This is a genomic window from Halomonas marinisediminis (assembly GCF_004347715.1).
Taxonomy (GTDB): Bacteria; Pseudomonadota; Gammaproteobacteria; order Pseudomonadales; family Halomonadaceae; genus Halomonas; species Halomonas icarae.
The window spans coordinates 1-25705 of the sequence record NZ_SLTR01000022.1; the positions used below are offsets into that span (position 1 = coordinate 1).

General features: G+C 61.9%; 23 protein-coding genes, 1 tRNA gene and 1 pseudogene. 15 read left to right on the plus strand and 10 right to left on the minus strand.

The features are described 5' to 3' along the window. From E0702_RS19570 to E0702_RS13960, 3 genes and pseudogenes are all read left to right on the plus strand, one after another. Positions 1-197, plus strand: a pseudogene (locus E0702_RS19570) (hypothetical protein); the annotation flags it as partial. Further along, entirely contained in the window at positions 194-3421 is a 3228-nt protein-coding gene (locus E0702_RS13955) for a type I restriction endonuclease subunit R (protein ID WP_132044875.1), read from the plus strand. The pseudogene E0702_RS19570 and the gene E0702_RS13955, both read left to right, overlap by 4 nt. 142 nt (positions 3422-3563) lie before the next feature. Next, the gene (locus tag E0702_RS13960; protein ID WP_132044877.1) at positions 3564-3896 is read left to right on the plus strand and encodes a hypothetical protein; all 333 of its coding nucleotides are present in this window, start codon (positions 3564-3566) and stop codon (positions 3894-3896) included. Between the two features lie 51 nt (positions 3897-3947). On the opposite strand, the gene E0702_RS13965 is transcribed toward E0702_RS13960, so the two are convergent. The 6 genes from E0702_RS13965 to E0702_RS13990 all read right to left on the minus strand — a co-directional run bounded on the left by E0702_RS13965 (position 3948) and on the right by E0702_RS13990 (position 9380). Continuing rightward, positions 3948-4520 carry a recombinase family protein gene (locus E0702_RS13965; RefSeq protein WP_132044879.1) on the minus strand — a complete coding sequence of 191 codons (573 nt, stop codon included), beginning with the start codon at positions 4518-4520 and terminating at the stop codon, positions 3948-3950. Positions 4521-4630: 110 nt separating this feature from the next. Beyond that, entirely contained in the window at positions 4631-5074 is a 444-nt protein-coding gene (locus E0702_RS13970; RefSeq protein ID WP_132044881.1) for a BRO-N domain-containing protein, read from the minus strand. A 662-nt stretch (positions 5075-5736) separates the two neighbouring features. Next, positions 5737-6150 (minus strand): BRO-N domain-containing protein, encoded by a 414-nt coding sequence (locus E0702_RS13975; protein ID WP_132044883.1) that lies wholly within the window; start codon positions 6148-6150, stop codon positions 5737-5739. Further along, positions 6147-6677 carry a ribonuclease HI gene (gene rnhA / locus E0702_RS13980; RefSeq protein ID WP_132044885.1) on the minus strand — a complete coding sequence of 177 codons (531 nt, stop codon included), beginning with the start codon at positions 6675-6677 and terminating at the stop codon, positions 6147-6149. Before rnhA ends, E0702_RS13975 begins: the two co-directional genes overlap by 4 nt. Positions 6678-7769: 1092 nt before the next feature. Next, positions 7770-9101 (minus strand): site-specific integrase, encoded by a 1332-nt coding sequence (locus E0702_RS13985; protein ID WP_132044887.1) that lies wholly within the window; start codon positions 9099-9101, stop codon positions 7770-7772. Positions 9102-9306: 205 nt separating this feature from the next. Next, positions 9307-9380: transfer RNA gene (locus tag E0702_RS13990), tRNA-Gly, on the minus strand. Between the two features lie 148 nt (positions 9381-9528). Here E0702_RS13990 and E0702_RS13995 point away from each other — a divergent pair. After that, positions 9529-9801, plus strand: a complete 273-nt coding sequence (locus E0702_RS13995; protein WP_132044889.1) for a hypothetical protein — start codon at positions 9529-9531, stop codon at positions 9799-9801. A gap of 106 nt (positions 9802-9907) precedes the next feature. On the opposite strand, the gene E0702_RS14000 is transcribed toward E0702_RS13995, so the two are convergent. Beyond that, positions 9908-10315, minus strand: a complete 408-nt coding sequence (locus tag E0702_RS14000) for a CBS domain-containing protein (protein WP_132044891.1) — start codon at positions 10313-10315, stop codon at positions 9908-9910. 158 nt (positions 10316-10473) lie between these two features. On the opposite strand from E0702_RS14000, the gene E0702_RS14005 reads away from it, so the two are divergent. From E0702_RS14005 to E0702_RS14040, 8 genes are all read left to right on the plus strand, one after another. Further along, a complete protein-coding gene (locus tag E0702_RS14005; protein WP_132044893.1) occupies positions 10474-11010 on the plus strand; it encodes a YqaE/Pmp3 family membrane protein in 537 nt (178 codons plus the stop codon). A gap of 81 nt (positions 11011-11091) precedes the next feature. Then, positions 11092-11961: a carboxylate/amino acid/amine transporter gene (locus E0702_RS14010; protein WP_132044895.1), complete on the plus strand. Its 870-nt coding sequence runs from the start codon at positions 11092-11094 to the stop codon at positions 11959-11961. A gap of 65 nt (positions 11962-12026) precedes the next feature. After that, a complete protein-coding gene (locus tag E0702_RS14015; protein WP_237561906.1) occupies positions 12027-12944 on the plus strand; it encodes an NAD(+) kinase in 918 nt (305 codons plus the stop codon). A 1-nt stretch (position 12945) separates the two neighbouring features. Continuing rightward, positions 12946-13950, plus strand: a complete 1005-nt coding sequence (locus E0702_RS14020; RefSeq protein WP_132044897.1) for a metallophosphoesterase — start codon at positions 12946-12948, stop codon at positions 13948-13950. Positions 13951-14196: 246 nt separating this feature from the next. Continuing rightward, on the plus strand, positions 14197-15051 hold the full coding sequence (locus E0702_RS14025) for a rhomboid family intramembrane serine protease (RefSeq protein ID WP_132044899.1): 855 nt from the start codon (positions 14197-14199) through the stop codon (positions 15049-15051). 27 nt (positions 15052-15078) lie between these two features. Beyond that, complete coding sequence (locus E0702_RS14030; protein WP_132044901.1) at positions 15079-15363, plus strand: YeaC family protein; 285 nt, start codon at positions 15079-15081, stop codon at positions 15361-15363. A 43-nt stretch (positions 15364-15406) separates the two neighbouring features. Next, positions 15407-16207, plus strand: coding sequence for a DUF2797 domain-containing protein (locus E0702_RS14035; protein WP_132044959.1), 801 nt, complete (start codon positions 15407-15409; stop codon positions 16205-16207). Positions 16208-16260: 53 nt separating this feature from the next. Then, the gene (locus E0702_RS14040; protein ID WP_205741935.1) at positions 16261-17259 is read left to right on the plus strand and encodes a zinc-dependent alcohol dehydrogenase family protein; all 999 of its coding nucleotides are present in this window, start codon (positions 16261-16263) and stop codon (positions 17257-17259) included. A 139-nt stretch (positions 17260-17398) separates the two neighbouring features. Here the strand turns inward: E0702_RS14040 and E0702_RS14045 are convergent, their stop codons facing one another. The 3 genes from E0702_RS14045 to E0702_RS14055 all read right to left on the minus strand — a co-directional run bounded on the left by E0702_RS14045 (position 17399) and on the right by E0702_RS14055 (position 20876). Next, complete coding sequence (locus tag E0702_RS14045; protein ID WP_132044903.1) at positions 17399-17995, minus strand: hypothetical protein; 597 nt, start codon at positions 17993-17995, stop codon at positions 17399-17401. 117 nt (positions 17996-18112) lie between these two features. Then, a complete protein-coding gene (gene gabT, locus E0702_RS14050; RefSeq protein ID WP_132044905.1) occupies positions 18113-19399 on the minus strand; it encodes a 4-aminobutyrate--2-oxoglutarate transaminase in 1287 nt (428 codons plus the stop codon). A gap of 31 nt (positions 19400-19430) precedes the next feature. Continuing rightward, positions 19431-20876, minus strand: coding sequence for an NAD-dependent succinate-semialdehyde dehydrogenase (locus E0702_RS14055; RefSeq protein WP_132044907.1), 1446 nt, complete (start codon positions 20874-20876; stop codon positions 19431-19433). 280 nt (positions 20877-21156) lie between these two features. Here E0702_RS14055 and E0702_RS14060 point away from each other — a divergent pair, with 280 nt between their 5' ends. The 3 genes from E0702_RS14060 (at position 21157) to E0702_RS14070 (ending at position 25699) form a co-directional block, all read left to right on the plus strand. Next, positions 21157-23622 (plus strand): DUF1266 domain-containing protein, encoded by a 2466-nt coding sequence (locus E0702_RS14060; protein WP_132044909.1) that lies wholly within the window; start codon positions 21157-21159, stop codon positions 23620-23622. A 223-nt stretch (positions 23623-23845) separates the two neighbouring features. Next, positions 23846-24475, plus strand: a complete 630-nt coding sequence (locus E0702_RS14065; RefSeq protein WP_132044911.1) for a C40 family peptidase — start codon at positions 23846-23848, stop codon at positions 24473-24475. Positions 24476-24505: 30 nt separating this feature from the next. Continuing rightward, positions 24506-25699, plus strand: a complete 1194-nt coding sequence (locus tag E0702_RS14070; protein ID WP_132044913.1) for an MFS transporter — start codon at positions 24506-24508, stop codon at positions 25697-25699. Positions 25700-25705 lie beyond the last annotated feature (6 nt).

Below are 25705 nucleotides of genomic sequence, written 5' to 3' on the forward strand. Positions count from 1 at the left end.
AATGTGGCAGAAAAGAACTACTGGAATGCTCAAAACTCAGTGGCCAAAAATACTTGACCACTACAATACGAGTGCTTTCAGACAAGAACATTAACCTCCGCGCTCAGCGCGACCTGCTGCTGCCAAAGCTAGTCTCCGGTGAGATCGACGTATCCAATATCCCCATGCCCAACGACAAGGAGGTCGAAGCCGCATGACTCCCCCGCCATCCCCCGCTTATGCCTACTCCGAGGATGCCCTGGTCGAGCAGCCCGCCATCGAGCTGTTCGCTGACCTGGGGTGGGACACCGCCAACCTCTACGGGGAATGGTCGGGAACGGTATCGAGCGAGGGACGGCAGACCCAGCAGGATGTGGTGCTGGTGCCTCGGCTGCGGGTAGCCTTGGAGAAACTCAACCCCGAGCTGCCCGCCGATGCCCTGGAGAAGGCCATCGAGGAGTTGACCCGAGACCGCTCCAAGCTGCTTCCGGTGAACGCCAACCTGGAGGTCTACCGGCTGCTCAAGGATGGTGTAAAGGTTGAAGTGTCCGAAGACGATGGTGGCACCGCTATCGAGACCGTGCAGGTGATCGACTGGAGCAAGCCCGAGGAGAACGACTTTCTGCTGACCTCGCAATTCTGGGTGCGGGGTGAGCTGCATACTCGGCGCACCGATCTGGTCGGCTTCGTGAACGGGCTGCCGCTGCTGTTCGTGGAACTGAAGGCCAGCCACAAGACCCTTAAGGCCGCTTATGACGGCAACCTGAGCGACTACCGCTCAGTGATCCCCCAGCTATTCACCTACAACGCCGTGGTGATGCTCTCCAACGGCTCAGAGACCCTGGTGGGCAGCACCTTTTCCCCTTGGGAGCATCTCTTCGAGTGGAAGCGAATCAACGATGAGGGTGAGAAAGGCGTGGTGTCCCTGGAGACCGCCATCCGAGGGATTGCCGAACGAACACGGCTGTTGGATATCGTGGAGAACTTCACGGTGTTCGAGGAGGTTCAGGGCGGCACGATCAAGAAGATCGCCAAGAACCACCAGTACCTCGGGGTGAACAAGGCCATCGCCGAGCTGCAGCGGATCAAGGATCGACCTACAGGTGAGGCGGGTCGGCTGGGGGTCTTCTGGCATACCCAGGGCTCAGGCAAGTCGCTCTCCATGGTGTTCTTCACCCAGAAGATTCACCGCACGATCCCCGGCAACTGGACCTTCGTGATCGTCACCGACCGCAACGAGCTGGACGAGCAGATCTACAAGACCTTCGCCGCCACGGGTGCAGTCAACGAGGTGGAGGCCCATGCCGAGAGCGGTGCCCACCTCAAGCAGCTCCTCAGCGAGGATCACCGTTACGTCTTCACCTTGATCCAGAAGTTCGGCACCAAGAAGGGAGAGACCTACCCCAAGCTCTCCGACCGCCAAGACATCATCGTTATCACCGACGAGGCCCACCGTTCCCAGTACGACACCCTGGCGATGAACATGCGAACGGCCCTGCCCCATGCTGCCTTCCTGGGCTTCACCGGTACGCCACTGATGGCCGGTGAGGAGAAGACCAAGGAGGTGTTCGGTGACTACATCTCGGTCTACGACTTCGGGCAGTCCATCGCCGATGGGGCCACGGTGCCGCTCTACTATGAGAACCGCATCCCTGAGCTGCAGCTGATCAACGAGAACCTCAACGAGGATCTCACTCGGCTGCTGGAAGATGCCGAACTGGATGCTGATCAGGAAAAGAAGGTCGAGCGGGTCTTCGCCCGTGAGTATCACCTGATCACACGTGATGACCGTCTGGAAGCCATTGCCGAGGATCTGGTACAGCACTTCGTCGGCAGAGGGCACCAGGGCAAGGCAATGATGGTCTGTATCGACAAGGCCACCGCCGTGAAGATGTACAACAAGGTACAGGCTCACTGGCAGGGCTACCTGGCACAACTACGGGCAGACCTGGCATCGGCTCCCAAGGACCAACAGGAGGCTCTCAAGCACAAGATCAAGGTGCTGGAGACAACCGATATGGCGGTGGTGGTCTCACAAGGCCAGAACGAGATAAAGGAGCTGGCGGACAAGGGGCTCGACATCCTGCCTCACCGTAAGCGCATGGTAGAGGAAGACCTCGACGAGCAGTTCAAAGATCCTGATGGACCGCTACGGTTGGTGTTCGTCTGTGCCATGTGGATCACTGGCTTCGATGTGCCGTCCTGCTCCACCATCTACCTCGACAAGCCGATGAAGAACCACACCCTGATGCAGACTATTGCCAGGGCCAACCGCAAGTATCCCGGCAAGGAAGCGGGCTTGATCGTGGACTATGCAGGGGTCTTCAGGAAGCTACAGGAAGCGCTGGCCATCTATGGTGGTGCAGCCCCTTCCAAGGTCGGTGAGTCCCCGGCTGGCTACGGTGATCAACCGCCGCAAGACGGCAGCAGCCCGATCCAGCAGAAGGCTGAGCTAGTGGAGTACCTCAAGCATCTGTTGGCCAAGGCTATCACCTTCTTGACCGAGAAGCAGATTGACCCTGAGGCGATCAAGGCAGCAGGAGGCTTCGATAAGGTTGCCCTGCTGGATGATGCCGTGGAGAAGCTACTTGAGAGTGAGGAGACCAAGAAGGCCTTCTCGAACCTCGCCAGGGCCACTTCCCGAGTCTATCGAGCCATCCTCCCTGATCCCTCAGCAAATGATCTGGCCCCTGATGCGGTGCTGCTGTCCGTGCTGGCCCAGAAGATCAAAGCCCTTGAGCCCGAGGTGGATATCTCTCAGGTAATGAAGGACGTGGACGACCTGCTGGATCAGTCGGTCGCTCCGGTTCCCTATGTTATCGAGGATACTGATGAGGAGAAGCTCTTCGATCTCAGTCAGATCGACTTTGAGAAGCTCAAGGAGCGATTCAACAGCGGTAAGAAGCGTACCGAGTCCGAGAAGCTCAGGGCACTGCTGAACCAGAAGCTGGAGAGTATGGTAGCCAAGAACCCCAGCCGCTCCGACTTCATGGAGAAACTGCAGAAGCTGATCGAGAAGTACAACTCCGGCAGCATGAACATTGAGGCGTTCTTCCAACAGCTGATGGAATTCACCGAGGAGCTTCAGGAGGAGGACCAGCGAGCGATCCGCGAGGGACTCACCGAGGAGGAACTGGCGTTGTTCGACATCATCACCAAGCCAGCACCGGAGATGACCGACAAGGAGGTGGCCCAGGTGAAGGCCATGTGTCGGGAACTGCTGGTGACCCTCAAGGAGGAGAAGCTAGTACTGGACTGGCGGAAGAAGTCCCAAGCCAAGGGTGATGTCCGCCGTACCCTGGAGATCGTCTTCGACCGTGGGCTGCCCGAGAGTTTCGATGAGACGGTCTACAACGAGAAGTGTGAGGAGGCATTCCACCACCTGATGACCAGCTACTACGGTGGTGGGCAGAGTGTGTACTCATCACATCATCATCATTGATTGAGCCACTTTTCTGGTGACTGGTATCATCACAGCGTGTGTTCATTGTGATGTTCGGTGTTAGGTAAGAATGCGCGTACTAATCGCTTCCACTACCCTGGCTATCTCGGGGTGTTCGACCACCTCAACCATGAATGGGATCATGCAGTCTTGGGAAGGGGCTCATCTGGATCAAGTGGTGACCCAATGGGGCTACCCTGATGCCGAGAGAGAGTTCAATGGCAACACGCTGTACCTCTGGAGGCACAACAAGTCTGCGTACATTCCATCGACCACCACGACAACGGGCAGCGTCTCATCGTTCGGCTCCTTTAGCTCTACCTCAACGACGACCGGTGGATACATGATGCAGGGATCATGTGATCGGATTCTTGAGGTCGATGATGAAACGAACCGTGTTGTCTCTTGGAACTGGCAAGGTAACAACTGCCCGTTCATGGAGGCCATGGAATATAGCGACTGGAGGAAAAAATAATCGCCTCATCAAAAGTCGACGCTTATTAAAAATGTCGACAATTTGGAAAATTTAAGAGGCCACCTTCAGGGTACGACAAGCCCTCTTCACCGACGCCGTTGAGATCCCAAAGTGCTCCGCTGTGGCTTTGATGCTGGCGCTGTTCTTCTGACGCCACTGGGCCACGGCGGCATCATCGATCACCTTCTCACGCCCCAGGCTCTTCCCCTCAGCCCTGGCCCGTTCGATCCCGGCCATCTGCCGCGCCTTGATGTTGGAACGCTCCAGCTCCGCCATGGCTGCCAGCATGGTCAACATGGCCTTGCCCATAGGAGTGGACAGGTCGAACCCCTCACGGATGGACACCACCGCGACCCCCTTGGCCTTCAGCTTCTCGACTGTCTCCAGAACGTCGATGGTATCCCGGCCCAGACGGTCGATGGCGTAGACCACCACGGTATCTCCCTCCCTGACGTAGCCCAGGAGCTGCCCGAAGCCCTTCCTGTCCTTGGCCTTGATGGCCCCCGAGGTCGCCTCGTCGCTGAACCACTTGTTCACCTTGTAGCGGTTCTCGATGGTGTGGCGCTGGGCGTTGATGGTCTGTTCGTCGGTGCTGACGCGGGTGTAGGCGATGATCGCGGACATGCTTGGATCTCCCCTTGGGTGGCTCATTTCCTATGGCTCAGAATATAGGTGGTGGCTCATAGCTTGTCAACGAAAATGATCCACCTTGCGGGGATGCTCTCCAGCATGGCTCACAGGGTGTACCTTTTGAGCCACCCAGTGGTCATATCCATGCGACGGCTCGCGTTGGCACCGATGAGATGGAGGATTAACTCCTCCTTGAACATCTCGCCAGTGACGACTTTCTCCTCGCCCATCACATAGCCACCGTCCTTTCGGATGGCCGGGAGGACAGTGCCAGTCACCCACTCCTTGAACTTGACGGCTTCAGGTTTGCGGGACTGGAGAACCAAGTCGTAGAGACCTGCCTCGCTGACAGCCAGAGGAGCGCGTCCGGGCAAACCTAGATTCAATCGAAGTTTACGGTCGTCTTTGATATTACGGGTGGCGTCAGTGACGTTACTGATGCCAAGGGCGTCACACACATCCCTCACCAAGAACCAAGGCTCACCCTCGCGTTCCACCACACGGACAGGCAGGGCGTTGAAGTCGAAGGTAGTCAGTTGGTTGCTCATTACTTGGTCTCCCCAGTCTCGTTCTCGATCAGCTTGGCGAGGTTCTTGGCGATGTTCTTGGCGGCCTGTGCCTCGGCGGTCAGTGAGAGGTTCTGCTGGTGGAGAACGGTGATGAGCTAGGGGTATACGGATGGGATGAGAGGAAAGAGGGCAGGGCTGAAACTTAGACGTTGCGGTGGGGGTAACGGGGGGAGTGAGAGTTGACGTACCAGCAACATACCACCTCAGATTTTTGTGGTGAAAAATTCTGGAGTTCGACTGTTCGACTCCCCCTTTGGGGGCACCAGTGGATTACCCCTCCAATGGCTTACCTCCTGCTGAACGAACCTTCAATGTACGCTTGGATTCGCTCATTGGCTGTGGCCCCTTGATGCTCGCCAGGCTTCATCGGCTGGCTAGGTTTTCGGACTTTTACTTCAGGTGTGATCTGCTTGCGGACATGGGGTAGGGCAGTGGCTTCTTGTCTGTACTCCCATAATTTTTCTTCCACTGAGGGCTCCTAATCAGTAGTAATCGCACTCATGCCATATCGTGTCAGTGCCTCAACAAGAGAGCGAGGCAAGTCAAAGTCGAGAGCTATCGAGTCCACAGCTAGCTGGTACCGTCGCTTATGTTCTTGAGGCTTTCTGAGAGCTAGCCAGTGAAGGTGCTCTGTTCTCCGGTCAGAACTCTCTGAGTGCCGGTAATGCTTTGTCGCGGATGTTCTCAGCTAGAGCATCTAATAGTTCAGCTCTGATCTTCTGCTGCCCTTCGAGGTACACCCCACGTTTGCGAATAGAAGGCAGCACCTCAGATACGACCCACTCTTCGAATCTCTCGGCAGCCGGGAGCTTGGAGCTGAAGATGAGTCGGTAAACATCCCTCTCAGCAATGAAGGCCATCTCTTGCACACCTCTCAATGTAAGGATACCCCGTTTCAGGGTACCCTTGCAGTGGCGTGAGATAGCATTCTCTGGCTTGGCGTATCCGAGAACTGTGGCCACATCACGGCCAACGAACCAGGGATCACCATCAATCAGAACGGAGCGGACAGGGTTACCCTCGAAGATAAATGACAGGGTTGGTGTATTGTTCATGCCTCTGCGTCCTTCTTCTTTTCTGTCAGCTCTTTCAGACTGAATTGGTAGTCTCCCTCCTTTCGGTACTGACTTATGGTCTGGCCACGGGAAGCGGCAACCGCGAGACGGTCAGCAAGCTCATTCTGTGGATGTCCGCTATGTCCTTTAACCCACCGAATCTCGACCTCGTGGCGGTCCAGCAAATGGTCGATTTCTCTCCATAGGTCCACGTTTTCCACGGGCTTGTTCTTGGCTCTCCGCCAGCCTCTGCGCTTCCAGTCGTGTCTCCAGGTCTTGCAGCCGTTTCGGGCGTAGGCGCTGTCGGTATAGAGCTTCACCTTGGCGCATTCAGCACTGATGGCTTTCAAGCCCTCAAGGATGGCGGTGAGTTCCATCCGGTTATTGGTGGAAGGGGTCTCGTGGCCGCTGATACGGAGCTGCTTACCTGATGCCTCAAGAACTGCAGCCCATCCACCAGAAGCAAACTCTGAGCCGTTGTTCGGACAGGCTCCATCGGTGTAGATGGTAATGGAAGGTATCGTCATGCATACGTCCTCATTCTCGAAAGCGACTGGCTCCCTCTCAGGCAGACGGACCAGTGAGCGGACGCATACCGCCTACCTGACCAGTCGCCTTCGAGGATGTCACTGGGTTTGATTGGAAGATTGACTTGAAGTCAGCCTGGGAGTGGCTGACAGAAGCTATGGGCTCTGACAGGGAATTACCGACAACGGGGATCATCACCGTCATCGTTATTCGTGTCAGAATCTGTGTAGTGAGTCATCAAGTGAACTTGTGGTAGTCACTGTAGGTTGATCCTATGGTGTATCCACAAGAGTTCTTGATGTAGGTCTTTAAGATAGAGATCTATATTATTGATTATCATAATAATAATTAGATATTAGTTATCTTATAGAAGAACTATAAGTTCTATAAGACCCACCTTTAGGTGGGGCTTCGCCCCCTCTATACCCACCACCCGACACCATGTCAGATGTAGCCGACCTCGACGTAGTGCCCCCTCAATTCATCTACGCCAGTCTTGTCCGGTTCACGTCTGCCTCAACTGCCACCGTGGTGGTCGTCATCATCACTTCGGTGTGGATGGCAACTAACACGATGCGTTCATACAGCTCATGCCGGAAACTCAAAGGATATAGGCCTCGAGGAGGCACCGCTGTGGATGCGTCCTCTGGTGAGGTCTTGCGGGAAAGTGACACGAATTGAACGTGCCTCTTCTTCTCTATAACTGTCACTTAATTGGAACGTCGTCGATCTTGCTGGGATCTTGCAGTAGTTCGTTTTGGTCGTAGAAGCGTATCCCGCCCTGAGCTGACCTCAGCATTATGGTCGAGTCCCAGAAGATCACTGGCCGCAGCCGGAAGTGTTCCATCAGACCAGCGGTATTAGTGAGCTTCACGCAGGAAGTGGCTCACGCTGGCATCTGGCCTTCTTCTCCTAAACTGTCACCTAATCTACTTCGCTCGGAGAGGCTCGTTGGGCGGCGATTCGACTATCAGGAAGGGTTGGATAGGGAGGGGCAGTATCTCGCCTCAGAGAGGCTCCTCTGGCGATTTCGCAAGATTGCACAGCATATGCTCGCCAGAGGTTGTGCTTGGCCTTCCGTGGCCGACATATCAGTGCAGCGCATCGACCCTGATCGTTTCGACCGCTTCCAGGCGTGTCTTGAAGGTCGGTCCCCGGTTGTAGACCTTGTTAGCGGTAGTGAGCCCTCGCTCATGGCCTGTGATCCACACGATGACGGATTCGCTCACCCCGGCATCGCCCATGATCGTGATGGCGGTCGTCCTGAAGGAGTGGAAGCCGAGCCGACGCTCCCCGCGCTTGACCGTCTTCTTGAGGAGCCGTGAGAACCACTGAGAGAACTTGGCTCCGCTTCTGGCGTCCTTACGCTTGGAGGCAGCGACCTCGGGGAAGAGGAGTTCACTACCGGCAGCCCTGGCTCGCTCCAGCTGTGCCTTCACCTGAGGGAGCAGCTCGGGGTGAATCGGCACCTCGCGAGCCGCATTCCGATTCTTGCCCTCGCGGATCACCAGACACCAAACCCGCTGGCGCTGCTGGATGTCGGTTACGCGCAGAGAGCATAGCTCGCCGATTCGGGCTCCCGTGTAGAAACCCAGGCGAGGCAGGAGGTACTCCAAGCCGCTTTGATCCTGAGTGGCTCGGAAGATCGCCTGTACGTCAGCCCTGGTGAACTGGTCATAACTCTTCACCGTCGCCTTCGGCTTGAGGTTGTGGCCCTTGAAGGGGTTGTCCCGTTCCAGCTCCTCCTCCATCACCTCGACCGCGTGAGACCAGATCGCGGACAAGCCCGCCAGGTAGTTAGCAACTGTCTGCCGGGTCTTGCCCTGGGAGAGCTGCTGAGTGACGAACTCTTTGACCTGCTTGCGGGTGATGGCCTCTAGTTGGATGTCCTCCAGCTTCACCGACGATAGGAACAGCTCCACCGAGCGGGTGTTTTTCGAGACGGTCGTCGGCTTGCGTTCGACCAGTGGGGAGTTCGTCCAGTCTTCGAGGGTGGCTCGGAGGGACAGGCGGTACTGGGCCGGAGGGCTGGCCTTGCTGACAGCCACAAGGGCATCTCGCTCGACCGGAGGGAGTCGCTCGGGATCGAGTACATCGGTGATGTCTAAGGGAATGCCATCGTCGGTGGCTTGCTGCTGTAGTTCGGCGTGTGCTGCCCTCAACTTCTCCAGCGTGTTGAGGAACAGCTGCCTTCTCTGTGCCGTGCTCGCTTGGCCCTTCAGTTCGGCCTCAAGGTCGGAGAGATCGGCCAGCAGCCGGTCACGGACACGACAGGCCTCATCGAGGTCGCCAGTGTTGGTGGTCTGTTGGAAGACCTTCTTGCCGAGGTGCTCGGAGAGGGTGGGGGAGAGCCGCTTCTGGAAGAACCAGACGTTGCCACGCTGCCGCAGGTAACGGGGATCAGGTCGTTTGCCTCTTGCCATGATGTTCTGACTTCGGTGCTACGCGCTCGTATACGGCTGATAGGGCAGCCATGGGCGCAGGGATCAGATCAATATCAGTGGTGCGGGCTTGAGGGCTTCACCTGGGAGGGAAGGGTAGGTGTAGCCATTTGTGTAGCCATTTCTGCATCCACTGACCCCTTGAGTGGTGGCTTTTTTCAGCAATTTCAAGGGCTTGGATGGCTACTGGAGCGGGTGAAGGGAATCGAACCCTCGTCTTAAGCTTGGGAAGCTTCTGCTCTACCATTGAGCTACACCCGCGAGGCGCTTTCGATAGTAAAACCAACACCTTGCCTAATGCAAGCCGTCTTGTGGGTTTCCTGGTTCTGCGTCGATAACCCGTTGTTTTGAGGCATTTGCCGGGAGCTTCGAGACCGTTGCTGGACCTGATCTGCCGGCCTGATGGTGTGTGGACTTCACTATCAGTTTGTTCGATATATTGCTGGAACGGCGTCAAGCAGCTGTTTTCATTGGCGCTCCGCTCGAAAAAATTGAAAAAATTTTGGCTTGTCGCGAACTTTCTCGCCAAGGGCTGTCTGATTCTGTACAGCCAGTCGCGATAGCAGTCGCTAACACTGTTGCTCCGCTGGCAGTTTCGATCGCATCTTGGGCCGTTCCTTCGGGAGCGGCCTCTTTTTTCTGGGTCGATGCGGCCGTTCCCGATGGCAAGAGGGTGGCTTGAGGGGGTGAGGTCTGCTGGCACCAACATGTTCGCCCCGCCGGTCGACGGGGCAAGAAAGGGATGCCAGTTGAATGCTACTTATCAATCAGCGGTCAGCGGTCAGCGGTCAGCGGTGACGCATGCGCAGGATGGCGTCGAGTACGTCGCGGCGGGTCACGATGCCTACCAGCCGATTCTGCTCGACGACCGGATAGACCTTGGGCTTGTTGCCGAGCATCTCCTGGGCCAGGTCGGTGATGCTCTTGGTGGGTGACACCGAGAGGACCTCATGGCGCATCAGGTCGCTGACCAGCGGCGGCTCGTCGTTGAGATAGGCGCTCTCCAACACCTTGCCCATCACATCCTGCTCCGAGATGAAGCCGATAAGCTGGTCGTTTCCATCGACCACCGGTGCGCCGGGCAGGCGGTGCAGGGCAAGCCCCTGGGCCAGCGTGGCGACCGAGGTCTTGTTGGTGACCCGGTAGCAGTCGCGGGACATGATCTCACGTACGATGGTGGGAGCCTTGTTGGCCATGAGGGTCTCCTTGTGCCGGTTTGCCCTTAGCATAGCCGACCGTGACGGTTCTCCGTCGTGTCCGGGCGAGCCACCTTCAACGCTTGTGGTCCCGGGGAACCCGGGATGCCATCACTCCCTCAAACCTATCACCATCTTATGTTCCCTGGAGGTTATCCATGGATGCACGCGAATACCTCGCCCGTAAGGGGCTGGATGGCGAGCGCGACCGCGAGCGCCCCAACACACTGGAAGAGAAGGCTTGGGCGCGTGCCCGGGAGTCTGGCGATCACCGTCCCCGGGCTGGTACGCCCCACGACTGGGAGGATTGGGAGCGCTATCATGGCGAGCTGGCCGAGGGGGCCGATGCCATCGACCAGAAGATCGACCATGAGGCTCATCGTCAAGCTCTGTCCCATGAACAACCCCAGGCCAATGAACAGGATGCTTCGGCGAAGGACGCCAGCGTGGGTACCTTTATACCGCCAGCGCAAGAGGGGGGCGCCGTCGGTCACTCCTCGGCGTCACCGGACGCGGTTTTCGAGGCACCGCCTCGTGTACGCCTGGCACTGCGCATGCTGGCGATCCTGCTGCCTCCACTGGCCCTGGGGCTTGCCGGGCTGGGGGCACGCCCCGTGCTGATCGCCCTGGCGTTGACCCTGCTTGGATGGGTGCCGGGAGTGGTATATGCCTGGTGGCGCCTCTCCAGCGTCTGACACTTCGTTCCCATGAGGCTTGGCAGTCTGCATACCGCGCATGTAAGCTTGGTAAACTTTTTTTTTAGAAGAGGTTTACCAGTGGGGTATCTGATTGGCGTTACCGTGCTCTGGGCGTTCTCCTTCTCGCTGATCGGCGTCTATCTCGCTGGTCAGGTGGATAGCTACTTTGCGGTGTTGATGAGGGTTGCACTGGCGGCGCTGGTCTTCCTGCCGTTTCTGCGCCCACGACTGCTGAAGGGGCGCCAGCGCTGGGTGCTGATGGGGCTGGGGGCGGTTCAGCTCGGCGTGATGTACCTGTTCTTCTACCAGTCGTTCCTGCTCCTTTCGGTGCCGGAGGTGCTGCTGTTCACCATCTTCACGCCGATCTATATTACCCTGCTCGACGATGCACTCTTTGGGCGTTTTACCCCTTTCTATCTGATTACCGCGACGCTGGCCGTGCTGGGGGCTGCGGTGATCCGTTACGACGGCGTTGACGGGGGCTTCTGGATGGGCTTTCTGGTCGTGCAGGGCGCCAACCTCTGCTTCGCCCTTGGTCAGGTGGGCTATCGACGGCTGTCGGCCGAGCTGCCCGAGTCGTTGCCGCGCTACAGCGTCTTCGCCTGGTTCTACCTCGGGGCCCTGGTCGTGGCGGTGCCGGCCTTCGCCCTGCTCGGCAATGCCGCCGCGCTTCCCTCTACCGACGTTCAGTGGGGCGTGTTGCTGTGGCTGGGGCTGATCGCCTCCGGCCTGGGCTACTTCCTGTGGAACCTCGGCGCAGTGCGGGTCGATGCCGGGGCCCTGGCGATCATGAACAATGCGCTGATTCCGGCGGGGCTGGTGGTCAACCTGGCGATCTGGAATCGGGATGCCGACCTCGTTCGTCTCGGGTTGGGAGGGGGCATCATCCTGGCGGCACTGTTGCTCAACGAGTGGTGGGTGCGTCGGCGATCTGCCTCGCTGGCCTGAGGTCGTGTTTGCTCGTGAGCAGAGCGCTCGCCATAATGAGCCGCTGAGCTGCGAGAGGCCCCCGAATGTCACCCCAACAGAGAACGGCGATGGGGCGTGAGACGCCACCTTTCCACCATATTGGTCTGATCGGTCGCCTGGGCAGCGCCGGGGTGGTCGAAACCCTCAAGCGCCTGATGCGCTTTCTCGACGAGCGTGGTTTACATGTCATCGTCGAGGATCGCACCGCCACGGTACTGCTCGACCATGGTCACCCCGAGGCCAGCCGGCGAATGCTCGGTGAGTTGTGCGATCTGGTGATCGTGGTGGGTGGCGATGGCAGCCTGCTGGGCGCAGCCCGTACCCTCTGTCATAGCGGCACCCTGGTACTAGGTGTCAACCGTGGCCGGCTGGGGTTTCTGACCGATATCTCCCCCGACGAACTGGAGGAGCGGGTCGGGGAGGTGCTCGAGGGACACTATGAGGTAGAGGAGCGCTTCCTGCTCGATGCCGAGCTCTATCGTGACGATACCCTGATGGGCAGTGGCGATGCGCTCAACGAGGTCGTGCTGCACCCTGGCAAGGCGGTGAGGATGATCGAGTTCGAGCTGTTTCTCGATGGCCAGTTCGTCTACAGTCAGCGCAGCGATGGCCTGATCATCGCCACTCCCACCGGCTCGACCGCCTATTCGCTCTCCGGCGGTGGGCCGATCATGCACCCGCGCCTCGATGTGCTCACTCTGGTGCCAATGTTCCCGCATACCCTGTCGAGCCGCCCCATCGTGGTGGATGCCTCCAGCGAGATTCGTATTCATATCGGTGAGACCAACCAGACCTACCCGCATATCAGCTGCGATGGGCAGACCCGGGCGGTGGCCAAGCCCGATGATGTCCTGGTGATTCGCCGCAAGCCTCAGACGGTGCATCTGGTGCATCCGGTGGGGCACAACTTCTACGAGGTCCTGCGCAGCAAGCTGGGCTGGAGCCATCGCCTGGGAGATTGACGTGAACAAGCGGGCGAGGCTCGAGGGCTATGACCTGATCGGTGATGTTCACGGCTGTGGCGCCACCCTGGCGGCCCTGCTGGAGAAACTCGGCTATCACCAGCGAGGTGGCGTCTATCGACACCCGCGACGCAAGGTGATCTTCCTCGGCGACCTGGTCGACAGGGGGCCGCGCGTGCGGCTGGCGGTGCAGATCGCCTATCGCATGGTGGAGGCGGGCGAGGCGCATATCGTGATGGGCAATCATGAATACAACGCCTTGACCTACTGCCAGCCGGCCCCCTCGGGGCTGGGACGTGACTGGTTACGCGAGCATTCTCCGCGCAACAACCGCATCATTCGCGAGACGCTCGAGCAGTACCGTGATCATCCCCAGGAGTGGGAGGAGGCGCTGGCCTGGTTCCTGGAGATGCCGCTGTGTCTGGAACTCGACGGCCTGCGGGTGGTTCACGCCTGTTGGGATCAGGCGCTGATCGACGAGCTCTATCGGCGCCGGCCCGACGCTCGCCTGGATCAGGCGTTCCTGGTCGAGTCCACGGCGCCCGGCACCCGGGCCTTCAAGATTCTCGATCGTCTGACACGGGGCACCCAAATGCCCCTGCCCCTGGGGGTGGCGATTCACTCGGGGGACGGTTTCACCCGGCGCAGCTTTCGCACCCACTTCTGGGCACGTTCACCACAAACCTGGGGCGATGTGGTGTTCCAGCCGGACAACCTGCCCGGCGATCTCGAGCAACGTCCCCTGACCGAAGAGGAGCGGGCCCGCCTGTGCCACTATGGCCTGGATGAGCCACCGCTGTTTATCGGTCACTACTGGTGCGAGGGCATGCCGGCGCTGCCCACGGCCAATATCGCCTGCCTGGACTACAGCGCCGTGAAGTTCGGTCGTCTGGTCGCCTATCGCTGGAGTGGGGAGTCGCGGCTGAACGCCGACCACTTCGTATGGCTGCGAGTGCCCCGGGAGGAGCAGGTGAGGCCTCAGCCGTGGGAGATCGATCTCGATTGATACACACTGTTACAAAATTATCGTGTCGGGCGGTGAACTCCCGGCGTCATTCGCCATCTGAGTAGGTGTTCCCTTGAATGATCCCTTGCTCTTGTCCGGCGGCCCCCTCCGCCGGATTTTTTATGCATGGTTGTATGTATGGTTGTATGCAAGGTTGTTTGATACATGGTTGGTTAGCACATGTTTTTTTAACACACGGTTGCCGGCTGTTCACTGGCGGCGGGTCACCAACCCCGAGGTAATGCCATGTATCGAGTGATGCTGCTGCCCGTGGATGCCGACACCCGTGAGCTGCGCCGTGCCCTCTGGGCCGCGCGGATCGGCCATCGCATCACTGCCGAGGAGGAGGGGCAGCTGCTGTGGCTGGCCGACCCTGCCCAACACGAGGCGCTGCTGGAAGTAGTCAGACGCTGGCAGCGTGGTGAACCACTGACCGGCGGCACCCCGTCTCGCCGTCCCGACCGGGCCGGGGCGCTGCTGTCGGTGTGGCGTCAGGCCCCGCTGACCACCGCGACCCTGGGGCTGTGCCTGCTGGTGTTCGCCGCCATGGCGCTATTCGGTGACCTGGTGATCGCGCTGCTGGCCATCGTGCCGCTGGGAATCAGCCCGGCCGGCACCCTGTCGGTGGGAAATCTGTCGGATGTACTGGCCTCAGGCCAGGTGTGGCGCCTGCTGTCGCCCGCTTTCCTGCACTTCGGCTGGATGCACCTGATCTTCAACATGCTCTGGCTATGGTATTTCGGTCGCCAGGTGGAGGCGCTGCAGGGGAGTCGGCGCATGCTGACGATTCTGCTTGCCGCCGGCATCGGTGCCAACCTGGCTCAGTATGCCGCCGGCACGGCACTGTTCGGTGGCATGTCAGGCGTTGACTTCGCGCTGCTCGGCTATGTCTGGCTGATGTCTCGGCGTGCCCCGGGCAGCGGCTTCTTCGTGCCGCAGATGCTGGTGGTGTTCATGCTGGGCTGGATGCTCTTCACCATGACCGATATGGCAGCCACAGTAGGCTTCGGCAATGTAGCCAACGAAGCACACCTGGGTGGCCTGGTCGTGGGCCTGGCCCTGGGCTGGTACCATTCCGGACGCGCCCGCCACCAGCGCTGACGCATCGATTCCCTGGAGAACCTTACGATGAGTGATATGACCTTCGAGCGCATGATCCAGCAGATGAGCCCGTCCATCTACGAGAGCCTCAAGCAGGCGGTCGCCCTGCGCAAGTGGCCCGACGGTCGCCTGCTGACACGCGAGCAGACCGAACTCTGTCTCGAGGCGGTGATGCGTTACGAGGTGGAGAACAACGTGCCCGAGAGCGAGCGCGTCGGCTACCTGGAGCGACGCACCTGCGGGGGGGCCAGCAGTGGCGCGAACGTCGACCCGGCGCTGGCCGGCCTGGCGCGGGACGCCGGTCGTGACTGAGTCGCTGGTCGTGGCGAGAGAGGTGCAGGGCTGCTTGACCAAGATGGGCATCGTTCCGGGGCAGGGCGGTGAGCCGGCCCATTACACCCTGCGGGCAGGCGAACAGCGTCTGGCGCTCAATGAGCGCCTGGGTCGGCCGCTGACCCTTGCCTGGAGCGGCGCCATCGCCTGCACCCACTGTGGGCGTGCAACGAAGAAGAGCTTTGCCCAGGGTTACTGCTACCCCTGCTTCAAGCGGCTCGCCCAGTGCGACACCTGTATCGTCAAGCCGGAAACCTGTCACTTCTTTGCGGGTACCTGCCGGGAACCGGAGTGGGCCGAGCGTCACTGCTTCCAGCCGCATATCGTCTATCTGGCCAATGCCTCGGGCCTCAAGGTGGGGATTACCCGGGGTACCCAGGTACCCACCCGCTGGCTCGATCAGGGCGCGGTTCAGGCGCTGCCCATCATGGCGGTGGAGACTCGCCAGCAGTCCGGCTTCGTGGAGATGCTGTTCAAGGAGGAGGTCTCCGATCGCACCAACTGGCGGGCGATGCTAAAGGGAGACACCGCCGTGCTCGACCTGCCCGCCGAACGGGATCGGTTGCTGACGCGACTCGAGGGCGGGCTCGCCAACCTGCGGGAACGCTTCGGCGCCGATGCCATCCGGGCTCTGAATGAGGCGCCGGTGACCCTGGAGTATCCGGTGCTGGAGCACCCCACCAAGGTGGTCTCCCATAACCTCGACAAGACGCCTGAGGTGTCGGGCATCCTGCTCGGCCTCAAGGGGCAGTACCTGATACTCGACAGCGGGGTGATCAACCTGCGCAAGTACACCGGATACGAGGTCAAGGTCACCGTGTGAGCCCTCGGCTATCCTGTCATCAACGACCCGAGTCTGGCGACAGGAGGCTTTCGATGAGCGACACCATGCGTGCCATGCGCCTTCATGCACCTGGTCGGCCCCTGGTGTGGGAGACAGTGCCTCGTCCCCGCCCGGGGCCGGGTGACGTCCAGCTGCGGGTACTGGCCTGTGGGGTGTGTCGCACCGACCTGCATGTGATGGATGGCGAGCTCGCCGATCCTCGTCTGCCGCTGGTGCTGGGCCACGAAATCATCGGTGTGGTTACCCTGGTGGGGGATAGCGTCACCGGCATGACGCCGGGGGACAGAGTCGGCGTGCCCTGGCTGGGCTGGACCTGTGGCGAGTGTGCAGCCTGTCGACGGGGGGAGGAGAATCTCTGCCGGCATGCCGAGTTTACCGGCTATACCCGCGACGGCGGCTATGCCGAGTACTGTGTGGCCGATGCCCGCTACTGCTTCCCGGTGCCGGCTGGTGATGCGCAGGCCAGTGCGCCGCTGCTGTGTGCCGGACTGATCGGCTTTCGCACCTGGCGGCTGGCCGGTGGCGATGCGCCTCGGGTGATTGGCCTCTATGGCTTCGGTGCCGCCGCCCATATCCTGATCCAGCTGGCGAGGTACCATGATCAGCGCATCTTCGCCTTCACCCGCCCCGATGACGCTGAGGCCCAGGCCTTCGCCCGCCGACTTGGTGCGGAATGGGCCGGTGGCAGCGACCAGGCACCACCCGAACCGCTGGATGCCGCCCTGCTGTTTGCCCCGGTGGGCGAGCTGGTGCCGACGGCGCTGTCTCATGTGCGCCCCGGTGGCTGCGTGGTGTCCGGTGGCATTCACATGTCTGATATCCCGAGCTTTCCCTATCGTCTGCTATGGGAGGAGCGTTCGCTGAAATCGGTAGCCAATCTGACGCGCCAGGATGGCGAGGCGTTCCTGGCTCTGGCCCCGCAGGTGCCGATTCGTACCGAGACCCGTGCCTACCCCCTCGAAGCGGCCAACCGGGCGCTTGACGACCTTCGCGGTGGACGGCTCACCGGTGCCGCCGTGCTGATTCCCTGATGCCTCGCCGTTCGCGAATGAAAACAGAGCCGTCAGTGTGGTACTCGAACTTCATTTAGCGCTCGACAATCGAGAAGCTCCGTGGATTTGGCGTATCGACAGCCATGATCCAGGCATGGGTCTATGAATCAATGTCGGCTTAGTGCTGGCGGGGGAGGATGCGCCGGTAGCGGTCAAGACATGTATCCAGCCAGGTGCCGGAAAGGCGTTGCGGGGGTGTGGTCTCGGGCACCCGCAACTCGAGCAGTAACCAGCCGGTCTCAACGCCGGGCTCGGCCAGGCGTGCAGAGAGGTCCTTCGGCAAGCTCTCGGGCCGGCACCAGGCGAGCCCCAGGGCATCGCGGTCGAGCAGATATTGAAAGCGTGCGGCGTCGCGCAACACGGCGATTCCGCCCTCGGCAAGTCCGCGGGACAGGCTCTCCAGGGTGCGATAGGCGGGAGCACCGGCGGCGCGGCAGGCATGCTGGCCGGCGACATGGCAGCGTTCCCGCGCCGCGGGGGATACCGGCCAGCTACCGCCGGCCATTCGGCCGGTCGTGGCAGGGTAGGCGAGGGTGATGGCCACCCCTGGCGTGCCGTCGGCGAGGCGTGCGTCGCTGTGGGTGAGTGTGCCGTGGCGGAGCTCATGGCGCAGCCAGCGGTAATCGCTGGCCTGCTGGACGGTGCCTCGGGCCTGGCTGGCGGTCTGGCTGGCGCCCTGCAGGGAGCGTAAGAGGGAAAGGGTTCGCAGAATCACGGTCATGCCTCGTGGTTGACGCTGCCATCTTCCCGGGCGCGGCGACCGAAGACAAGGCCCCAAACGAACACCGCCCGGCGCAAGGCCGGGCGGTGATGTTGAGCGGTGAGGCGCCGATCAGGCAGTCGCAGGCTGACCCACCAGCTCCTTGAGAGAGGCCTCGACGATATCCAGGCCCTCCTCGAGCACTTCATCCTCGATGGTGACCGGCATCAGGAAGCGAATGGTGTTGCCGAACATGCCGCAGGAGAGCAGGATCAGGCCCTTCTCCTTCGCCTTCTTGCAGAGGGCAGCGGCGAGATCGGGGGCCGGCTGACCATCCTGGCCATTGAGTTCGAAGGCGGCCATGGCGCCCAGATTGCGTGGGTGCACCACGGCGTCGAAGTCGCTGGTCCACTGAGCAAAGCGCTTGGCCAGCTTGTCGCCCAGCGCCTGGCTCTTGGCCAGGATGTTCTCTTCCTCGAACACCTCCATGACCGCCAGGGTGGCGGCGCAGGACACCGGGCTACCGGAGTAGGTGCCGCCCAGTGAGTTGCCACCGGAGGCGTCCATATGTTCGGCGGTGCCTACCACGGCGGAGATCGGCATGCCTGCGGCCATGCTCTTGGCCATGGTCATCAGGTCCGGCTTCACGCCGCTGTGCTCGATGGCGAACATCTTGCCGGTACGTCCGAAGCCACTCTGGACCTCGTCGACGATCATCAGGATGCCGTGCTCGTCACAGATCTCGCGGATCTTCTCGAGGAAGCTCTGCGGGGCGGGGTAGAAGCCGCCCTCGCCGAGCACCGGCTCGAGCACGATGGCGGCGGTATCCTTGGGGTTGGCGTCGGTCTTCAGCACCATCTTGAGGCGACGCACCGCCTCTTCCTCGCTGATGCCGTGCTCGGCCACCGGGTAGCCGGCGCGGAAGACGCAGCCCGGCATGGTGCCGAAGTCGGTGGCGTAGGGAGCGACCTTGCCGTTCATCGCCATGGTCATGAAGGTACGGCCGTGGTAGCCGCCATCGAAGCAGATGACGTTGTTGCGACCGGTGGCGGCACGCGCGATCTTGACCGCGTTTTCCAGCGCCTCGGCGCCGGAGTTGGCCAGCATCACCTTGGCCTCACCCCGCACCGGCGTGATGGCGGCGAGCTTTTCGGCCACCTTCACGTAGCCCTCGTAGGGCATCACGGTCTGACAGGTGTGCATGACCTTGTCGAGCTGGTCCTTGACCGCCTGCACCACCTTGGGGTGGCAGTGCCCGATGTTGAGCACGCCGATGCCGCCGGCGAAGTCGATGAAACGGTTGCCGTCGGCGTCCCACAGTTCGGCGTTCTTGGCGCGGTCGGCGAACTGCTCGGAGGGGCTGGCAGCACCGTTGGCGACATAGCGCTTCTTGAGCTGATTGAGTTCTGCGTTGGTCATGTTGCCTCCTGAATGTTGATCGGGCGAGCCGTTACAGGCCGCCGACACAGACGTATTTTAGTTCAGTAAATTCATCCAGGCCGTGGTGGGACCCTTCACGCCCCAGCCCTGACTCCTTGACACCGCCGAAGGGGGCCAGTTCGGTGGAGAGGATGCCCTCGTTCACCGCGACCATTCCATACTCCAGGCCTTCCATGGCATGCCAGATGCGGCGATAGTCGCTGGCATAGAAGTACGCCGCCAGGCCGAACTCGGTGGCGTTGGCCATGGCGATGGCCTGCTCATCACTTTCGAAGCGGAACACCGGTGCCAGGGGACCGAAGGTCTCCTCCCGGGCCACGGCCATCTCCTCGGTAGCATCGGCGATCACCGTGGGCTCGAAGAAGGTGCCTCCCAGAGCGTGGGGCTTGCCGCCACACATCAGGCGGCCACCCTTGTCCAGGGCGTCGGCGATATGCGCCTCGACCTTCTCTACCGCGGCAGCGTTGATCAGCGGCCCCTGCACCACGCCCTCCTCGAGGCCGCTGCCGACGCGCAGCTCGGCGACGCGAGCGGCCAGTTTATCGACAAAGGCGTCATAGACCCCGTCCTGGACCAGGAAGCGGTTGGTACAGACACAGGTCTGCCCGGAGTTGCGGTACTTGGAGGCGATGGCGCCTTCGACGGCGGCATCCAGGTCGGCGTCATCGAAGACGATGAAGGGGGCATTGCCGCCCAGCTCCATGGAGGCCTTCTTGACCGTGCCGGCGCACTGGGCCAACAGACGCTTGCCCACCGGGGTGGAACCGGTGAAGGAGATCTTGCGTACCCGTGAGTCGCCGGTCAGAACCTCGCCGACCTCGGCCGGGCGGCTGGCGGTGACCACGTTGATTACCCCGGCGGGGAAGCCGGCCAGCTCGGCCAGGCGCACCACGGCCAGGGCGGTCAGCGGCGTCGCCTCGGCGGGCTTGATGACCACCGGACAGCCGGCGGCCAGGGCCGGGGCACACTTGCGTGTGATCATCGCCAGCGGGAAGTTCCAGGGCGTGATGGCGGCGACCACACCGATGGGCTCGCGGAACACCAGGATGCGCTTGTCGACACCGTGGCTGGGGAGGGTCTCTCCGGCCACGCGCTTGGCCTCCTCGGCATAGAACTCCACGAAGGAGGCACCGTAGGCCACCTCGCCGCGGGCCTCGGCCAGGGGCTTGCCCTGCTCCAGTGTCATCAGCCGTGCCAGGACTTCCTGATGGTCCATGATGGCGTCGTACCAGGCGCGCAGCAGATTGGCCCGCTCCTTGGCGGTGCGCTTCCTCCAGGCCGGCCAGGCCGCATCGGCGGCGGCCACGGCCTCGCGGGTGGCGTCGGCGCCAAGGTCGGGCACCTCGGTCAGTACCTCGCCACTGGCCGGGTCGGTGACCGCGTAGGATGCTTCACCGTCGCGCCACTCACCGGCGATAAAGGCCTTGGGAATCAGGATGTCGGGCAGCTCTGCCATGGGTCCTCCAGAGGGGTATGTCGACTTATTTTACGCAGTGTGCATTATTTAAAACGGTTCGCCAAGCCTGCCGTGCCTCGGTACGGGGCACCAAGCGGGTCGGGAAAGGGGAAAAATGGCACGAGCCATCGGCGCCAGAGACGCTTTCCGTTACACTATGGCGCCTTGAATCATGGCGCCTCAGATCATGACGCCATGAACCTTATGGCGGCCAATGTCGGGCACGCCGTTTCACCCTGCCGCCGCGTGCGGCCCTTGCGACCCGATTTCGAGGTGAGCCTTGATCGATCTCCTGAACGCCTGGTGGGCCCAGCAGCTGGTGCTGTGTGGCTGGGCCTTCGATCCCGACCCGCTCAGCGTGTCACCCGAGGACGCCCGTGAGCGCCTGTCGACCCTGGCGGTGCCGGATCGCGGCGAGCTCGGCTGGCGACTGCTCGAGTCCCTGGACATCGGCGGTGCCGATGCCGACCCGGCGAGGCTGTTGGCGGCACTGGAACTGGCGGCCCTTGCCGGTGCCGCGGAGTGGCTGGAGCGGAATCAGGCGCGTGCCTGGGCGCACTGGCTGACGGGTGAGATCGTCGCCCATCATCGTGACCTGGATGCCTGGTTGGAGGCGCTGCGGCGAGCGCGTAGTGCCGAAGGTTGGGTGCGTGGCGACGATGGTTTCGCGGAGGCCTGTGACGCCTTGGCGGCTCTCGAGCACGAGGGGGACGGCATCACCTGGGAGCGCCTCGGCGAGTGGCTGGCGGTACATGATCGTCCCGAGGTGCTCTGGCCGAGTGACGGTGGTGCCATGGCATGGCGATTGCGCGCCGGCTTTGCCCCTGTGCTGACGCTGCCTGCCGGTGAGCATGACTGGGCGGGCGTGACCGAGTGGCTCGCTGAGGACTGGCAGGTGCATGGCCGGGACGACCTGGTTCGGGTCCTGCTGTGGCTGGGTGCCCAGGGGGATCGACAGGGCTGGGACCTCGATGCCACGCGGCTGCTGGCTCTCGATCTCGATGCGCGCCGGGCCTGGTACGAAGGACTGGAGGCGGGTGAACGGCGCTATGGTCGAACCCTGCTGATGTTCCTGGAGCAGGGAGAGCCGTTGGAGTGGGCCGCCTGGGACTGGTTGCGACTAGTCGACCTGGCCTGGTCGGGGGCGTGTCTGGGCTGGCTGCAGGACGAGGAGGCGTTGGCCTTCGCCTTGCATGCCGCCGATCTGGTGCAGCATCGCTATAGCGACTGGTCGGCGCTGGCCAGGGGGTTCCAGCGTGGTCGCAGCCTGTTCGAGGGGCGCAATCTGCTGGGTAGCTTCGAGGCCGATTGGCGGCTTCTGTTGCAGTCGCCCTTGAGCCCCTGGCGAGTGCCCTTGCAGGGCCTGGTGGATGACACCCTGATGGGGTCTGCCAGAGAGGCGATGCGTTGCTGGCGTGCCGATGCCCGGCACTGGGTGCTGGCGCTGGCATCGGTGCGTGAGCCGGAGCTTGCCGTGCGTCAAGGAGCGTCAGTGCCCGTCACGTCGGCGCGGCGTGCCGATGCGCGCAGCTACCTGGCTGAGCATCTCGACCTCTACCCCGACGAGGGAGTCGAGGCGCTGGTGCGCTACTGGCTGCCGGCCGAGGCCCATCATCTGAATCAGCTTGCCGCCGATGCCGCCCACGGGGCACTGCCGCCTGCCGAGACCCCCTTCGGACGGCCGGAGCCGGATGCCCTTGCCCAGCGTAATGCCCTGCGCCAGGCCAGCCGACATGCGGCCACCATTCATATGGCCGAGAAGTACGCCTTCTATCTGCAGATGGCCTTCGACAGTGAAGCCTTCGACGCCGAGGGCCTGGCGGCATTGGCCGAGGCGTTGCGAGGCTCGCTGTGTCGTTTTTATCCGGATGCCAGGCGCCTGCTGGAGGCCTGGATCTGCTGGGACTCGCTGCTGCCGGAGGAGGGGCAGCCGACACTCGCCCTGGAGATTCGCTGGCATCTGGAGGATCCCGGCAGCCTGTTCCACTGGCTCGACTGGCGGGTCGACGAGTGGCACGAGCCGGGCCCGCGTCCGAGGCTATCGCAGTTTACCGCGCTGTCGCTGGTGGGGCCGCTCAACAGCCCACCCTGGAGCCTGCCCCATCGCGAGAGCGAGCGTGAGGCGGTGGCCATTCGCGAGTGGGTCGATGGTCACTACGCATTGCACTCCGCCGAGGAGCTGGTCGAGTTCCTGAACTTCCTGCTGGAGAGTGGCGATCGCCAGGAGTATCAGATCAACTATGCCCCTTATACGCTCAACACGACACGCCTCGCCTCGGAGATCGCCACCCTGGAGACCGGCGAGTGCAGCGAGGAGGAGCGCACCCATCTGCTGCGTCTGCAGCGGGTTCGCGATAACGAGGATGGCTGCAACGACACCGACCTGATCGCCTGGGATCTGGCCCAGGCGGTGGATCTGGCGGTTGCCGCCCGTCAATTGGGGTGGCTGGAGGCGGCGGACTTCGACCGGGTGCTGGAGCGAGCCCACGGCCTCGCGGCGTCTCACTACTCCGGTTGGGAGGCCTACGCTCGGGGGTTTTATGCGGGCTTCTCGTTCTTCATGGGAGAGACGCCTGAACGGGAGAGCTTCCTGGCCGGCTTGCGCCAGGCGCTGGTGGCCTGGCTCAGCGCTGCCCCCCCGTTGGCGGGTCCCTGGGCCAGCCTGGAGTTTCCCGGTGCACGGCCCCGCCACTGGGCGCCGATGCATATCGATACCCTGCCGGGCGACTCACGCCTGCTGCACTGAAGCGCGACGCGGACTCGTAGTCGCCAGCGGCGCGTTGCTGGTTTATAGTCGTGTTGTCGAATACAGGGCTCTACCTGTCGGGAGCCCCTTTATCACAGTGAGTCGCTGACAGGCTGCTATGGCAGTGCTACCGATATTGGCCGGTGGTACTGCCATAGTGTTGTTTTCGCTACCCGGCTCATGGAGGCCGGTGCAAGCGGCTCAGGGAAGAGGTTGTTGCTCTATGGCTGTCACTCCCTCCTATCGCGCCTTGCTGGTTGTCGTGTCATTGGTCGTGTTGACCGGTTGTGCCTCGACGTCTTCGCAGAGTGCGTCTCGCGATATTGGCGACCCCTATTTCGCCCGGGACCTGCCGGGACTGCCTGACGGGTGGGATCCCATGATGTCACCGGTGGACAACCCGATCCTCGAGGCGCGCCGACTCGGCAATCCGCCTCCCGCCCTGGTTCGTCAGGCCCTGCTGGCTCAGCATGATCGCTGGGAGGGCACGCCCTACCGCCTGGGTGGCACCTCCCGACATGGGGTAGACTGCTCGGCGCTGGTGCAGAATGTCTTTGCCGAGACCTTCCGGCTCTCCCTGCCGCGCACCACCGGTGAGCAGGTGCATGAGGGTCGCCCCGTCTCGCGTGACGAGCTGGCCCCGGGAGATCTGGTGTTCTTCCGTCCCCCCGGCATCTATCATCACGTCGGCATCTATATCGGCCAGGGCCGCTTCCTGCATGCTTCTTCGTCTCAAGGCGTGAGGATCTCGAGGCTGAATAACAGCTACTGGCGTCGTTACTACTGGCAGGCACGGCGTGCCTTGACGCCGAGCCATCTGGCCCAGCGACTGCTGTCCGACGTCGACGCCTGAGGGCAGGGCGCCCGACGTTCAGGAAGCCTCATGATTCAAATACGCAGTGCCGCCTGGTGGCGTGCGACCCTGGCATTGAGCCTGGGCTCGCTGCTGGTCTTCATCAATCTCTATGCCCCTCAGCCACTGCTGCCCGACCTGCGCGAGGCCCATGGTGTCTCGACCATGGTGGTAGGGCTTGTGATGTCGGTGGCGACGCTGTCGCTGGCGGCCGCGCTGCTGGTCTTCGGCCCGCTATCGGATGCCATCGGACGTGCCGGTATCATGCGATTTACTCTGCTGGCGGCGGGAGTGCTCTCCCTGGCCCTGGCCCTGGCACCCAGCTTCGAGATCCTGCTGGTGCTGCGTCTGTTGCAGGGCTTCGTGCTGGGCGGGCTGCCAGCGGTCGCCATTGCCTGGATGGGGGATGAGTTCGAGCCGGAGGCGATGCTGGCCGCGGTGGGGCTCTATATCGGCGCCAATACGCTGGGCGGCATCAGCGGTCGCGTGGTCGGAGGTGGCATGGGCGAGCTGGGAGGCAGCGCCGCCGCTTTCCTGACAGTGGGGCTGATCACGCTGGTGGGGGTGGCGGTATTCTGGAAGCTGCTGCCCCCGGCGCGGGGATTCACGCCGCGGCGCTTCGAAATGCGTGCTGCCCTCGCGGATCTTCGTGCCCATCTAGGCAATCCGCTCCTGCTTTCGGCCTATCTGCTGGGTGGACTCAACTTCCTGATCTTCATCAACCAGTACAGCTACATCACCTTCCGGATGGCCGCGGCCCCCTTCAATCTGGGGTCGACCCTGCTGGGTCTGATATTTCTGACCTATCTGGGCGGCACCCTGGGCTCATCGCTCTCCGGGCGACTGGTGCGCCATCTCTCTCAGCCGGCCTGCATGATGATGGGCATCGTCATCTTCATGGCGGGTACCCTGGTCACCCTGGCCGACAGCCTGGTGCTGGTCCTGTTGGGGTTGACCCTCAATGCCTTTGGATTCTTCGTCGCCCACTCCATGGCCTCCAGCTGGGTAGGGCGCCATGCCGGGCAGGCTCGCGGCAGCGCCTCGGCGCTCTATCTGGTGTTCTACTATACCGGGGCCAGTCTCGGGGTCTTCTGGCTGGAACCGTTCTGGAACCTGTACGACTGGAGGGGGGTGGTGCTGGCCTCCTGGCTGGTGCTGGGCGTGACGCTGACCATCACCGGCTTCCTCTGGCGACGACGACCGGATGGCAAGGTCGGCCTCTGACATGCC

What these genes read in the sequence shown, in the direction of transcription:
- E0702_RS13955 (WP_132044875.1), top strand. Translation starts at nt 194, where the DNA reads ATGACTCCCCCGCCATCCCCCGCTTATGCCTACTCCGAGGATGCCCTG.
- E0702_RS13960 (WP_132044877.1), top strand. Translation starts at nt 3,564, where the DNA reads ATGCAGTCTTGGGAAGGGGCTCATCTGGATCAAGTGGTGACCCAATGG.
- E0702_RS13965 (WP_132044879.1), bottom strand. Translation starts at nt 4,520, where the DNA reads ATGTCCGCGATCATCGCCTACACCCGCGTCAGCACCGACGAACAGACC.
- E0702_RS13970 (WP_132044881.1), bottom strand. Translation starts at nt 5,074, where the DNA reads ATGAGCAACCAACTGACTACCTTCGACTTCAACGCCCTGCCTGTCCGT.
- E0702_RS13975 (WP_132044883.1), bottom strand. Translation starts at nt 6,150, where the DNA reads ATGAACAATACACCAACCCTGTCATTTATCTTCGAGGGTAACCCTGTC.
- rnhA (WP_132044885.1), bottom strand. Translation starts at nt 6,677, where the DNA reads ATGACGATACCTTCCATTACCATCTACACCGATGGAGCCTGTCCGAAC.
- E0702_RS13985 (WP_132044887.1), bottom strand. Translation starts at nt 9,101, where the DNA reads ATGGCAAGAGGCAAACGACCTGATCCCCGTTACCTGCGGCAGCGTGGC.
- E0702_RS14000 (WP_132044891.1), bottom strand. Translation starts at nt 10,315, where the DNA reads ATGGCCAACAAGGCTCCCACCATCGTACGTGAGATCATGTCCCGCGAC.
- E0702_RS14005 (WP_132044893.1), top strand. Translation starts at nt 10,474, where the DNA reads ATGGATGCACGCGAATACCTCGCCCGTAAGGGGCTGGATGGCGAGCGC.
- E0702_RS14015 (WP_237561906.1), top strand. Translation starts at nt 12,027, where the DNA reads ATGTCACCCCAACAGAGAACGGCGATGGGGCGTGAGACGCCACCTTTC.
- E0702_RS14025 (WP_132044899.1), top strand. Translation starts at nt 14,197, where the DNA reads ATGTATCGAGTGATGCTGCTGCCCGTGGATGCCGACACCCGTGAGCTG.
- E0702_RS14030 (WP_132044901.1), top strand. Translation starts at nt 15,079, where the DNA reads ATGAGTGATATGACCTTCGAGCGCATGATCCAGCAGATGAGCCCGTCC.
- E0702_RS14035 (WP_132044959.1), top strand. Translation starts at nt 15,407, where the DNA reads ATGGGCATCGTTCCGGGGCAGGGCGGTGAGCCGGCCCATTACACCCTG.
- E0702_RS14040 (WP_205741935.1), top strand. Translation starts at nt 16,261, where the DNA reads ATGAGCGACACCATGCGTGCCATGCGCCTTCATGCACCTGGTCGGCCC.
- gabT (WP_132044905.1), bottom strand. Translation starts at nt 19,399, where the DNA reads ATGACCAACGCAGAACTCAATCAGCTCAAGAAGCGCTATGTCGCCAAC.
- E0702_RS14055 (WP_132044907.1), bottom strand. Translation starts at nt 20,876, where the DNA reads ATGGCAGAGCTGCCCGACATCCTGATTCCCAAGGCCTTTATCGCCGGT.
- E0702_RS14065 (WP_132044911.1), top strand. Translation starts at nt 23,846, where the DNA reads ATGGCTGTCACTCCCTCCTATCGCGCCTTGCTGGTTGTCGTGTCATTG.
- E0702_RS14070 (WP_132044913.1), top strand. Translation starts at nt 24,506, where the DNA reads ATGATTCAAATACGCAGTGCCGCCTGGTGGCGTGCGACCCTGGCATTG.